This window comes from Bacillota bacterium (assembly GCA_013178415.1).
Lineage (GTDB): Bacteria > Bacillota > SHA-98 > Ch115 > Ch115 > Ch115.
The window spans coordinates 22,446-35,397 of sequence record JABLXA010000015.1; the positions used below are offsets into that span (position 1 = coordinate 22,446).

General features: G+C 51.2%; 12 protein-coding genes. 11 read left to right on the forward strand and 1 reads right to left on the reverse strand.

Annotated elements, in window-relative coordinates:
• Positions 1 to 80: 80 nt before the first annotated feature.
• The 3 genes from HPY52_11890 (at position 81) to HPY52_11900 (ending at position 4,320) form a co-directional block, all read left to right on the forward strand.
• Positions 81 to 1,460 carry an NTP transferase domain-containing protein gene (locus HPY52_11890; protein ID NPV80953.1) on the forward strand — a complete coding sequence of 460 codons (1,380 nt, stop codon included), beginning with the start codon at positions 81 to 83 and terminating at the stop codon, positions 1,458 to 1,460.
• 139 nt (positions 1,461 to 1,599) lie between these two features.
• The gene (locus HPY52_11895) at positions 1,600 to 2,934 is read left to right on the forward strand and encodes an insulinase family protein (protein ID NPV80954.1); all 1,335 of its coding nucleotides are present in this window, start codon (positions 1,600 to 1,602) and stop codon (positions 2,932 to 2,934) included.
• Positions 2,935 to 4,320 carry an insulinase family protein gene (locus HPY52_11900; GenBank protein ID NPV80955.1) on the forward strand — a complete coding sequence of 462 codons (1,386 nt, stop codon included), beginning with the start codon at positions 2,935 to 2,937 and terminating at the stop codon, positions 4,318 to 4,320.
• A gap of 80 nt (positions 4,321 to 4,400) precedes the next feature.
• Here the strand turns inward: HPY52_11900 and HPY52_11905 are convergent, their stop codons facing one another.
• Positions 4,401 to 4,967 carry an N-acetyltransferase gene (locus tag HPY52_11905; protein NPV80956.1) on the reverse strand — a complete coding sequence of 189 codons (567 nt, stop codon included), beginning with the start codon at positions 4,965 to 4,967 and terminating at the stop codon, positions 4,401 to 4,403.
• Positions 4,968 to 5,169: 202 nt separating this feature from the next.
• Here HPY52_11905 and HPY52_11910 point away from each other — a divergent pair, with 202 nt between their 5' ends.
• From HPY52_11910 to HPY52_11945, 8 genes are all read left to right on the forward strand, one after another.
• A complete protein-coding gene (locus tag HPY52_11910) occupies positions 5,170 to 6,009 on the forward strand; it encodes a phosphate ABC transporter substrate-binding protein (GenBank protein ID NPV80957.1) in 840 nt (279 codons plus the stop codon).
• Positions 6,010 to 6,030: 21 nt separating this feature from the next.
• A complete protein-coding gene (gene pstC, locus HPY52_11915) occupies positions 6,031 to 6,882 on the forward strand; it encodes a phosphate ABC transporter permease subunit PstC (protein NPV80958.1) in 852 nt (283 codons plus the stop codon).
• 38 nt (positions 6,883 to 6,920) lie between these two features.
• On the forward strand, positions 6,921 to 7,727 hold the full coding sequence (gene pstA, locus HPY52_11920) for a phosphate ABC transporter permease PstA (protein NPV80959.1): 807 nt from the start codon (positions 6,921 to 6,923) through the stop codon (positions 7,725 to 7,727).
• 26 nt (positions 7,728 to 7,753) lie between these two features.
• Positions 7,754 to 8,551 carry a phosphate ABC transporter ATP-binding protein gene (gene pstB / locus HPY52_11925; protein ID NPV80960.1) on the forward strand — a complete coding sequence of 266 codons (798 nt, stop codon included), beginning with the start codon at positions 7,754 to 7,756 and terminating at the stop codon, positions 8,549 to 8,551.
• 52 nt (positions 8,552 to 8,603) lie between these two features.
• Positions 8,604 to 9,365, forward strand: coding sequence for a phosphate ABC transporter ATP-binding protein (pstB, locus tag HPY52_11930; protein NPV80961.1), 762 nt, complete (start codon positions 8,604 to 8,606; stop codon positions 9,363 to 9,365).
• 33 nt (positions 9,366 to 9,398) lie between these two features.
• Positions 9,399 to 10,058, forward strand: coding sequence for a phosphate signaling complex protein PhoU (gene phoU, locus HPY52_11935; GenBank protein ID NPV80962.1), 660 nt, complete (start codon positions 9,399 to 9,401; stop codon positions 10,056 to 10,058).
• A 250-nt stretch (positions 10,059 to 10,308) separates the two neighbouring features.
• Positions 10,309 to 11,787 carry a polysaccharide biosynthesis protein gene (locus HPY52_11940; protein NPV80963.1) on the forward strand — a complete coding sequence of 493 codons (1,479 nt, stop codon included), beginning with the start codon at positions 10,309 to 10,311 and terminating at the stop codon, positions 11,785 to 11,787.
• Positions 11,788 to 11,880: 93 nt separating this feature from the next.
• Positions 11,881 to 12,687: a hypothetical protein gene (locus tag HPY52_11945; GenBank protein ID NPV80964.1), complete on the forward strand. Its 807-nt coding sequence runs from the start codon at positions 11,881 to 11,883 to the stop codon at positions 12,685 to 12,687.
• The last annotated feature ends 265 nt before the right edge of the window (positions 12,688 to 12,952 follow it).

Consider the following 12,952-nt stretch of genomic DNA (forward strand, 5'->3'; position numbering starts at 1 on the left):
GAATAATCCCACAAGAATAAGAAGGCAATTCGCGACGGACCGGAGAGGGGAGAAAGAGTTCTATAATGGGAGGGGGCGGGATGCAGATGCAGGTTGCGGTGATTCTAGCTGGGGGCAGGGGGACTAAGATGTGGCCGTATTCTGAGGTGAGGCCCAAAGCCTTGATCCCGATCTTGAATCAACCTGTCCTCGGAATGCTTCTCAAAAGTCTCAGAAATCTGAACACCAGCACGATAATCGTCACAGGCGGCTATCTTGGCAGCCAAGTTGAGGCGTATGTTTCGGGGCAAAGCGGGGTCACCTATGTGGACACCGCAAATTGCCTTGGGACAGCTTACGCATTGAAAAAGGCTCTTGCAGGCGTCACATGGGATGAATGCCTTGTGGTCTATGGAGATATAGTCGTAGATGAGGCTGATCTCAAACGTCTCGTGCAATTCAGGCGAGATTCCGGCGTCGCTGCCGCTGCCCTGGTGACCCCCATAGACGGGGAAAGACCCGGTGATTGGATCTGCGCTTCGGTTCAAGGTTCCAGCCTCAAGGAGGTCATTGGGCATCCAAGGGGCGCCAGTCACCGGATGTGCGGTATTTATGCAATTACAAAGGAAGTGTCCCAATATATCTGGTCCGCGTCAGGATCATTCAGAAATGTCCCGGTAGGCATGATGCCGCCGGTTGAATCTGAAATTGGAGATTCAATCCAGGCGATGATCGAGGCGGGCGTGGACGTGGGCGCGGTTGAGACGCAAGGTTATTTCGTTGACCTTGATAAGCCATGGCATATCCTCGAGGCGACAATGGCCCTAGGCAGGTATAGGTCAGCAGCCTTGAAAGAGAGTTCTATCCACCCGACAGCTCGTATATCTGATAAGGCGGAAATCAAGGGCCATGTGGTGATAGGCGAGAATAGCGTAATTGGTCCGCGCACCGTGATAAACGGCAATTTGTGGGTCGGTAAGGATACGATCATCGATAATGGTCCGATCCTTGGCGGTGGGGTGGTGATCGGAGATGGGTGCATCATCGATGATTACTGCAAGATCAATGATGGAAGTGTCGTCGGGAATCGGTGTAAGGTGCGTCATGGTGCGGAACTATCCGGGGTGATCATGGATAATGTTTACCTTTACCATTACATGATCATCTCTGGCGTTGTGGGCGTGTCCACCGATATAGGCGGGGGAACCATGTGTGGTGGGCTGAGGTTTGATGATGGGGAGACGGTCCATGTGGTGAAGGGCCGAAAGGAAATCCCGAAAGAGTTCGCAAATGCCGTATATATCGGTGATTATTGCCGCACCGGCATAGGCGCCATGATCATGCCGGGATGTAAGATCGGCTCATACAGTATAGTCGGTTCAGGGGTAATTCTTTATGACGATCTGCCATCAAGGACAATGGTGCTGGCTAAGCAGGAGATCGTGACAAAGCCATGGGGCCCGGAGAAATATGGATGGTAACTCAGGCGCGCTTAACCACGTAACAGGGTTTTTACATTGCCGGTTTATTCTGGTGAAGTATTGAGGCCTGGTTGGACGTCAAAGGTGTTGAAACAGATATGGTCAGGCTCAATGATGTTGGAAAGTGGGGGATGGTCGTTTGAAATCACGATTGGCGGTGTTCTTCATTTTGGTTTTGGGGATGATGTTTTCCATGGCAGTACCAGCATTTGGCGTCAGGCCCGGTTCTCCGCTCATTCCATATACAAAGGTGGTCCTGGAGAATGGGCTCACCGTGGTTGTGAAAGAAGTCCACTCGGCCCCAATAGCTGCGGTGGATATCTGGGTCGGGACAGGAGCTAAAAATGAGGATCCGGCGGACTCGGGCATATCCCATTTCTTTGAACATATGCTTTTCAAGGGCACGGAAAAGCGCAAAGTCGGGCAGATAGCGCGCGAGATCGAGTCTATGGGTGGATACCTCAATGCTATGACATCGCTTGATACTACCCACTATTTCGTCGTAGTTCCCAGCGAGGAGATAGACTTCGCCCTCGACGTGCAGGCTGACGCGATCATGAATTCAACTTTCGACCCAACTGAAATAGAACGCGAGAGAAAGGTGATACTCGAGGAACGAAGCCTTCAAGAGGATAATCCGCAGAGTAAATTGGGATGGATGGCTTATCAAAAGGTATTCGCTGGAACCCCGTATGCTAATGATGTGCTGGGGACTGTTGAGTCTCTCAATAGCATCAATCGCGATACCTTCCTAAAGTATCATCAGAAGTATTACGTCCCAAACAACATGGCCGTAATAGTAGTCGGGGACGTTGATACGCAAAAGGTGATAAGCAAGGTCAGGTCCTTGTTTAGGGATTTTAAGCCCAGGGAAATAGAGCCTGTGGCTCATTTTGAGATTCCCAGGCTCAAAGAGATACAGCGGGTCGAGGCGGAAAAGCATGTAGACCAGACATATCTTTATTTCGGCTTCCCCGGCCCTTCAAAGACTGCAAAGGATACGCCCGCCCTTACGGTGCTTGGGGTAATACTCGGTGGCGGCAGGAGTTCGAGGCTTTACCAGAGCCTCAGGGAAGACAAGAAGCTGGTTAACGCTGTTTCCGCAGGGTACCAGCCTCTCCAGGATATTGGGATGTTCGCGATCTATATGCAGACCAAGGATACCGACATCTCGACCCTGGAGGAGGAAGTTCGTCGTGAGCTTAAAAGCATAAGAGATAAAGGAGTAACGCCAGAGGAGCTTTCCCGCGCGAAGGCCATTGTCAGAAGTAGTTTCGCTTTTGCTTCTGAGACGAATGCGGGCATAGCCTCTCTGTTAGGCGAGTTTGAAGTGAGCGGTAGCGCTGAAGATGCTACTGAATATGAGGCGAGAATTCAGCAAGTCACAGCCCAGGATGTCCAGCGAGTCGCCAGGGAATATCTCGATCCGGCGGGGTATGTTCTCTCAATAGTAAAACCTCAGGGGGTGAAATAGATGATGAACGCGGTTAGGGTCCTTGGAAGTAATGTAAAACCCCGCCCCATGGTTTTCCTCCTGTGTGCCATGATATTAGGTTTGGGGGTATTGATTTTGGCTTTGCCTTCCTGTGCGAAGGATTCCGCGGATTCTGCCCGAACTCATGCCTCTATCTCTAAAACAGTCTTCGATAATGGTTTGACCCTGCTCGTCAAGCCAAATCCGGCAAATGAAGTGGTGGCAGTCAATGTCTTTGTGAGAATGGGTCTTATGTATGAGCCCCTCCAGAAGGCAGGATTATCGACGCTGACTCAGAGAGTGTTGACAATGGGAACCACTTCCCGAAGCGCGCAAGAGATCGCAAACGAGACGGAATCAGTGGGCGCTCATATTGGAGCAAGCGCCAGCCATGATTATGGAAATGTAGTATTGCTCACCACCCGCGAGGGGTTCGAGCGATCCATGAAGGTATTTCTCGATGTTCTCCAAAATCCTACCTTCCCCCAGGAAGAGGTGGAGAAGGAGAAGAGTATGCTTTTGCAACAAATTGCTACCATGGAGGATCAGCCATTCAATGCTGCATTGATAGTCTTCCTGAAAAGTTTCTATGGAGACCATCCATATGCATACCTCCCGACAGGGACTTTGGAGACTGTGTCAGCTCTGAAACGAGAGGATCTTGTGGATTGGTTCCGGAAGGTATATGTGCCCAATAATATGGTGATCACAGTGGTGGGGAATGTAGACCCCGCGGAGGTCTCGAGGCTATTCGCCGATAGCCTTGGCAAACTCCCCCGGGGGAATCCCCTGGAGCCTGCCAGGGTCGCGCTTTCCACCAAGGCGGGGAATATAGAGTCATATAAGCAAAAGAATACTCAGGCCCTATTCTTTGTCCTTGGATATCCTGGACCTGACATTCTCAACGAAGACGCCCCGGCAATGGATGTGCTCAATACTATCTTGGGCGCGGGCATGAGTTCCAGGCTTTTTGTGGAGCTTCGGGACAAGAAGGGGCTTGCCTATGCTGTGAGCTCTGGATATTTACGGCAAGCTGGGCCCTCGTGCATTTTCGCCTTCATGGCGACTGCTCCCGCAAATTATAAGGCCGCAAGGGATGGGATGATAGCTGAGTTCGAAAAGCTCATGAAGGAGGAAGTGAGCCCCGATGAGCTTATGTCGGCGAAGAAGTTCGTGAAAGGCATCTATATCATGAGCCACGAAACCAATTCTGCCCAGGGCTCTTTCTTGGGCAGATATGAGATGTTGGGACTCGGATATGAATATGATCAGAAATATCCTGAGCTCATTGAAAAGGTTACAGCAGCGGACATAAAGCGGGTGGCCAAAGAATACTTCGATTACTTCACCATCGGGGCTTTGTCCCCAGTTCCTTTGGGAGAATGAGCGACACAGAAAGAGCGGGCAACTGGCAATATACAAAACGTCAAGCAATAAGCTAGTGTATCTAGGGAAATCGTCCGGCGTTAGCTCACCGGACGATTTCCTTTTGGAGGAAATATCGCGTCAGCGAAAGTCTTTCCATTGCCGGGATGCGTCTTGATTTCGGGTATCTTGATTATCAAAGCCACCTCATCACAGTTAGGGAATCTCGGGCAATTTATGCAATCCTTCCAGACCTTTTGCGGGAGCTGTTCCTTTTCGATGCGTGTAAAACCGCATTTTTCGAAGAAGACAGGCTGGTAGGTCAGGGCAAAGACATATGGTATCCCAAGATCTCTGGCCTCTGCTAAGAGGCTCTCAACGAGCCTTCTTCCTATCCCCGTCCCGGTCTTATGCGGGGCTACTGCCAGAGCGCGTATCTCAGCAAGATCGCTCCAGATAACATGGAGCGCTCCTGTGCCCAATATCTCTGGCTTTCGCGATCCATCAGCGTTTTCCGATATATTAATATCCTCGGCGACCATAAATTCCCTAAGACTCTCATAAAGCATGCTGAGCGATCGCGGCAGCATAAGTCCCTTGTCTGCATAATTATTCACTAATTGTTGAATATTTTCTACATCAGTAATTCTAGCCTTTCGAATCGTCACCAATGCGAGAAGCCTCCTTTTCAGGGATAATTCGCTCTTTCTCCTTGATCTCCTTCAATCCATGGGCCGCATTTTAATGAAATTTTATGAGAGGTTTAATTTCCTGCTGGACTATGCTAAAATACAGACTGGTAATCTTGGGGGCCGGCTTAAATCGCTTCGATTGTTTATCGGGTTTCTAGAAAAGTAGGAGGACCGTTTCATGAGGAAGATGTGGGGCATTATTCTTTTCATGGGGCTATGCTTTGTGGCCCTTAGCCTCGTTCTGTCCGGTTGTAAGGGCAAAAATCCAGCTCCGGCAGGATCGACTGGAACATCCCATAAGGTTCTCACCATTGCAGGCTCCACCTCCGTTCAGCCCTTTGCAGAACTCCTGGCAGAAGATTATATGAAACTCAATAGCGGAGTTGTGATCAATGTTCAGGGCGGAGGGTCGAGCGCGGGGGCTCGGGCTGCCATGAATGGGGTGGCCGACATTGGAGCCATGTCGCGTGATCTTGCGCCGGAGGAAAGGACTTTGCAGGAAATCGTGATCGCCCGTGATGGTATAGCTATCATAGTGAATCCCAAAAACCCCCTGAGTGATCTCTCTCTTGAACAGGTGAGAGGAATATTCTCCGGCAGGTTCACCAGATGGAGCCAAGTTGGGGGAATGGACAAGCCAATTCATGTGGTCACCAGGGAAGAGGGGTCCGGCACAAGGGGCTCATTCGATGAGATGGTCATGCATGGCGAGGACGTCACACCAGCTGCGGTAGTTCAGGATTCTAACGGCGCTGTCAGGGAAACGGTAGCTGGCGATGTGGCTGCCATCGGATACATCTCCCTCGGCCTTGTGAACGCGAGGGTGAAGGGGCTCGCCATTGATGGGGTTGAACCCACGGTGGAGGCGGTCACGGAGGGGCGGTATTCCATAGCAAGGCCGTTCCTGTTTGTGTCGAAGGAGAAGCCTGCGGGACTTGCGAAGGATTTCATCGATTTCGTCCTCAGCAAGGAGGCCCAGGCGAAGCTCGCACGGGAAGGACTTGTGCCAGTCAGATAGGGTAGGAGGCGGGTACGACTGATGAGACCCTTGGAGAAGGTGATTGAGAAGATCCTGCTAGTGACAGCGCTGTCTGCTATTGCGGTGCTTGCCTTGATCACGATCTTCATCTTTAAAGAAGGATGTCCCATTATGTTCAAGATAGGAATCCCGGAGTTCATATTTGGCGGAAAATGGTCGCCTAGCAAGGGAATCTTTGGGATATTCCCCATGATCATAGGGTCATTATGGGTTACATCCGGTGCATTGGTGGTAGGGCTTCCGCTGGGATTGGCTTGCGCGATCTTCCTTTCCGAGATGTCACCTGAAGGGCTGAGCGCCATACTAAAGCCCGCTGTCGAACTGCTCGCCGGTATTCCGTCAGTAGTATATGGATTCATAGGACTTGTGGTATTGGTGCCATTTATTCGCGATTTCCTCGGCGGCCCCGGATTTTCTGTGTTGGCGGGCGCCCTAGTTCTCGGGATCATGATTCTTCCCACCGTGACCAGTGTATCATATGATGCCATAAAATCCGTTCCGAAAGCATATCGGGATGGGATGCTTGCCCTAGGAGCGACCAGGTGGCAGACTATCAAGATGGTCCTGCTGCCGGCTGCAAAGCCTGGTATAGTTGCAGGTGTGATTCTTGGCATGGGACGAGCTGTGGGTGAGACAATGGCTGTCATAATGGTTGCAGGGAATGCCACGATAATTCCAAAATCGATCCTATCACCAGTTAGAACTCTCACCAGCAATATCGCGCTTGAGATGGGCTATGCCGCGGGTGATCATCGCCAGGCGCTATTTGCGACAGGTGTCGTTCTGTTTGTTATAATCGCTGTTCTGAATCTTCTTGCGAGGTGGATCGCTGTGGGGAGGACCGCCCGATGAGCGTCTTATCTTCTAATGAGAAGCTTAGAGATTCAATCATGACAAAGATATTCTTCTTTGCTACCATGTTGACCATTGGTCTGCTCGTGTTTATCGTTTTTTACGTGTTGAAGAATGGCCTTCATGTGGTGACGCTGCGTTTTCTACTGGAGTCACCCGCGGAAATGGGGCGTTCAGGCGGCATCTACCCGGCTATCATTGGCACCATAGCTGTAACCGGGCTCAGCATTTTGATCGCAGGGCCGATAGGCGTAGCTACCGCCATATACCTTACCGAATATACACATGAGGGCGCTATCTCCAAGGTCGTTCGTTTTGGCACCGAGAATCTTGCGGGGATACCTTCGATAATCTTCGGGCTTTTTGGATTTCTCTTCTTTGTAGTTTACCTGGGTCTTGGGTGGTCTATATTATCAGGCGCGCTCACTCTATCAGCGATGATTTTGCCCACCATAGTGCGAACATCTGAGGAATCCATAAACGCGGTCCCAAAGGCTTACCGGGAGATTAGCTATGCGCTGGGAGCGACACGCTGGCAAACGGTGACAGGAGCGGTCCTGCCTTCAGCGCTTCCGGGAATTGTCACCGGGATCGTGCTGGCCATAGGCAGGGGGATTGGTGAGACCGCGGCGGTGATCTTCACTGCCGGGGCATCTCTTGGGGTGCCTTCCTCGATTTTCGATCCAGTGAGGACGCTTCCGGTTCATTTCTATATTCTGGCGCGCGAAGGAATTTCCATGGAGAACGCGTACGGCACCGCGGCAGTCTTGATAGTGGTGATCCTTGTTATCAATATCCTGGCATACTGGGCGATGCGTAGATTTTCGGCCAAGAGCACTGTTTGACGCCCCTTTGTCCGGTAGCCGTCGTGATGGGAGTGGCTTATTTGGTGCAAAGAACAGATGACTCCTCTCAACAGGTAAAGGTTTCGGTAAAGAACCTGGAATTTTATTATGGTAATCTCCAGGCCCTGAAGGGTATCAGCACTGAAATAAAATGTAATGAGCTCTTTGTAATCATGGGCCCGTCCGGAAGTGGCAAAACTACCTTTTTGCGGACGCTCAATCGCCTTGGGGACATAATCCCCGGGACTTCGGTCAAAGGGAAGATCTTGATAGATGGCAAGGATATTTACGGGCCACAGGTGGATGTTGCAGATCTCAGGCGAAGGGTTGGTATGGTCTTTGCCCTGCCGATCGCTCTTCCTATGAGCATCTTTGATAATGTAGCTTATGGACCACGAAAAAGGGGGATCCGCAGGCATTCTGCGCTGCAGGAGATAGTGGAGCGGGCTCTAAAGGCGGCTATTCTATGGGATGAAGTGAAGGATAGGTTGCATGATCATGCAGGACGCCTTTCCGGGGGACAGCAGCAGCGACTTTCCATCGCCCGCGTGTTAGCTGTTGAGCCCGAAATCATTTTGTTGGATGAACCCACATCCGGGCTTGACCCTATTTCAACCCTGCGTATCGAGGAATTATTGCATGAGCTTGTCAAACAATACACTGTCGTCTTGGTGACCCATAATCCCTTGCAAGCGGCCCGCGTGGGAGGGGAAGTCGCTTTCTTCTTCATGGGTGAGCTGGTTGAACGGGGCCCGGCAGGACGGATTTTCACTTCCCCTTCGGATAAGAGAACTGAGGATTATATAACGGGGAAATTCGGTTGATCATATCCTGCCTTGCAGCGTAAAATCTTTGTAACTTTTGAGAGGAATATATATGGAAAGCGGTAATAAGATAGACATCGATCATCTTAACTTGTATTATGGTAATATGAAGGCCTTGAAAGATATATCTCTTGGTTTTCCCAAGAACGCCATTACTGCCTTGATAGGGCCGTCAGGATGTGGCAAGTCCACCCTTCTGCGGTGTTTGAACCGCATGAATGATGTAATCCCAGGAGTCCGAATCGAAGGACGTGTCTTCTTGGACGGGTCAGACATCTACGATCCCGATACAGATGTTACCGTGCTGCGAAAGAGGGTGGGGATGGTATTTCAGCGACCTGCGGCTTTTCCGCTCAGCATATATGAGAATGTGGCATGTGCCCCTCGTGTGCATGGCGTCAATGATAGGGCAACCCTTGATGAGCTTGTAGAGAAAAGTTTGCGCGGGGTGGGGTTATGGGATGAGGTGAAGGACCACCTGAGGAAATCCGCTCTGGGGCTTTCACTGGGGCAGCAGCAGCAGCTGTGCATCGCCAGAGTGATAGCTACGAGCCCTGAGGTTATTCTGCTGGATGAACCTTGCTCTGCGCTCGACCCGGCATCTACTTTGCGAATCGAGGATCTCATGCGACAGCTCCAGCAGCGCTATACGATAATCATCGTTACGCATAATATGCAGCAGGCGGCGAGGGCGTCAGACAATACCGCGTTCATGTTGGATGGAGAGCTTGTAGAGTTTGGAAAGACAGGAGATATCTTCACCATGCCGTCAGATAAACGCACTGAAAGCTATGTCACCGGACGACTTGGGTGACTATGTAGGAGTTTTTGATGGAGGGGATATGCTATGTCGAGTCCGAGGAAAAAGTTTGACGCCGAACTCGCCGAGCTTGATGATTCGCTTCTCCGGATGGGAACCATCGCTGAGGAGATGCTTGGCAAGGCGCTCATCGCCCTTGCCAACCGCGATCTGGCTTTGGCTGATGAAACGATCGATATGGATGACCTGGTCGACCAGCTGAACCTAGATATCGAGACTACCTGCCTTCGTCTGATTGCGACTCAACAGCCTGCGGCGCGCGATCTCAGGATCATCTTTGCTGCGCTGAAGATCGCCGGAGATGTGGAGCGCGTTGGGGACTATACCGTGGATATTGCCAAGACAGCGAAGAAACTTGCTGATAGGCCTCTTTTTAAGCCATTGGAAGATATTCCACGTCTCCAGCAGTATGTCCGCCAGATGCTACGGGAGACTCTCGATGCTTTTGTAAGCCGCGATCTGAGTTTGGTTCATAAGATGATAGAAGATGATGATCAAGTAGATCATCTTTACAAAAGTCTCCATGACGAACTCATCGAATTCATGAAGAGAGATCCCAAGACCGTGGATCAGGCAGTGGATCTCCTTCTCATCGCGCGGTACCTGGAGCGCATCGCAGACCATATCACAAATATTGGCGAGAGGGTATTCTATGTAGAGACAGGGGAGCTAAAGGAGTTGCACTAAATCTGGCAATAATGCCGCCAGGCTCCCGGCGCCTTGCGGCATAGATCCGAGGCCATACTACCCGAGGGCCTCGGATCACAGAGCGACTTGCAGCAAGGTCGCGTCCATTGGAGGGACATCGCCGGCCCGGTGCCACGTTCGCTGGCGGAGGATGACATCATCGCATCGATGGGCGCATATAGATCTCCTGTAGCGCCGGGTCACCGGTTGCCCGCGCGCAGGAGCATCTCATGGCGGGGAGAATGAATTCATGCGCCCTGAATCAGTGGCCAGAGGGACACTCATTTTGACTGCAAGTGGTGTAATTACAAGGTTTATTGGCTTTGCAGTGAGGATCATATTGGTGAGGATCATGGGACCCGAGGGGATTGGCTTATTCTCTCGGGTCTCTGCTATGTATATGCTCATCCTGTCCATGGCAAGCGCGGGCATACCTGTCGCTGTGGCGAAGCTCTCGGCGGAAGAACTCGGCCGGCACAGCGAGTCCTCTGCAAGGCGGATCGCGCATGTTGCCGTGTTGGTCAATATAGCCACGGGCATCCTGGCAATGTCGGCATTTATTTTATTTGCCCGCCCCCTATCATCTGCTATCCTCAGGGATATCAGATTATACCCCATCATGCTGGCCATCTCCCCTGCACTTGCTGTCGTTCCTGTCTCATCTGTTCTCAGAGGATTGCTGCAGGCATATCAGTGGATGACCCCGATTGCCGCCAGTCAGATAGCAGAACGCATCGCTTCAGGTATGGCAAATGTGGTTCTCGCAAGCACGCTTATATCCCATGGGGTTGAATATTCCGCTGCTGGATTGGCCTTGGGAATGGCCATAGGTGAGGTCGTCGGGTTGGCAGTGATGGCATGGGCATGGCATGTTTATGGCAGATATCCCGGGGACCGGCGAAAATCAATAAAGCGCGAAGCGGGGACCAGGCCTGGGGAAAATATGGGGACGCTCCCCATCATGACGCGCCTCTTTGGTATAGGGATACCCGTGGCGGGCGCTAGAGCCGCCGGATCTTTCTCCGGCGCGGTGATGGCTGTCTTGATTCCTGAGCGTCTTATGATGGCCGGATTGGATATAGGGAAGGCTACGGCCGTCTATGGAAGCTTCCAGGGTATAGCAATGGCCGTTGTCTTCTTCCCTACGGTATTTACCTTTTCCCTCAGTTCGAACCTGGTCCCTGCCATATCCCGAGCTGGGGGGGCAGGTGATTGGACCCGCATTCGGGAGCGCATCAAGGATTCCATTCTGATAACCATATTGACCGGTCTCATATCCACAATTTTCTTCGTATCAGCTGGCGATTTCATCTGCAAACGCCTTTTTGATACGCCGGACGCTACACCCGTTCTCATCGCCTTGAGCATTGGCTCGACCATGATCTATCTCAGAATAACCACTGGCGGCATCATGCAGGGGCTTGGACTTATAGGGCTTGCCACATCGAATTACATCGTCGGGATCCTCCTGACTCTTCTTCTCACATATCTCCTTGTCCCAAACCCCGCCCTCCACATATATGGCGCTGTTATGGCTACTCTTGCAGGGAACATGGTAAATGCATGCTTGAATTGGGCCGCCATCAACCGGTATCTTCATCGATTCCCCATGATGAAAGGGACCTCATTGAATAGATTCCCTGTATCGAAAGGGACTTCGTTTGATCTTTTCTTTAATAGGATCATGCAGGAATTCGGCAGAATCTGGCGAATCTTTTTCCATGTGTAGTCAGGGTGTGGAAAATTTTGCTTTAAAAAATGGAAAGGGGATAACCGCGCATGTGGCATTGCCCGCGGAGAAGGGCTATGTCGCGGTAACAGCATGACAGGGGAGATAGAGAGGTCTATTTCTGCCATTCCTTCAGTGCGCTCCTGTAAGGTCGTGTTCAATGCTGATAAGGAGATCGATCAGGTATTCGTCTGGGCGGGTTTCGAGCCGGGGCTAGATGAGAAAGCCAAACTGCGACAGATCAAGTCACTTGTCAGATCCGTTGTTGGAACCGTGGCTCTCAAGCATAATCATGAGCTTGATTATCGCAAGGTCAAGATACTCGAATATGAGGAGCATGGTTCAGGTGATTCTGAAGACTCTGCCGCCTCAACCGAGGGACCTGATTTCTTGGTGAATCTTGGTAATGGTGCCTGTACTGGTGAGGATACTGCCAGCATACCTGGGTCTGGCGATGCCACGGAAGATATGGCGAAGAATGAACAGGGTACCCCACCCCCGGATGGAATCGTGATGGTGAAGGTTCGTCCGAGGATAAAGCTGGTGGCTGCTTATATTCGCTATCACACGGTCCCCGAAGTTGTGGTGGAATTCCGATACCTTGGGAAGGACTTTTCCGGGAAAGCACCTGTTGAGGACAAGCTCGACGATAGTACTTTTGAAGCCTTTAAGCAGGCATTTGAAGCTACCGGTCTCGGCAAGGTGAAATTGATCCATATCGCCGAGGTGAGTCTGGCTCTCTCTCAACCTAAGGTTGTGTTGGTCAAGCTTCTACTCACATTACCCAATAATGAGAAATTTGAACTTGTAGGGGCTGCGGAAGAGAAGGGCGATAGGATTTTGAGTGTGGTGAAAGCTTGCCTGGATGCCATAAACCGTAAGGTTACAAATCCAGTCTGATTGCACCGTAGATAACGATAATGATATAGTCTGCCCGGCTGACCGGACCGGACAGCCAACCGAACCGAACCTGTTCTAAATTCTTGAATGGGGGAGGTTTGGACGATGAAGAAGCTGTGGGCGGTTATCATCACCCTGGCTCTTACATTGAGCTACGCCGCGACAGCATTGGCTGACATGGTCATCATCAAGCCGATGCACTAAACGATGTTTCTTGAGTGAGCCCCTTGCCGGGCAGGCTTTATTCCTTGTCGGTCCTTGCCGG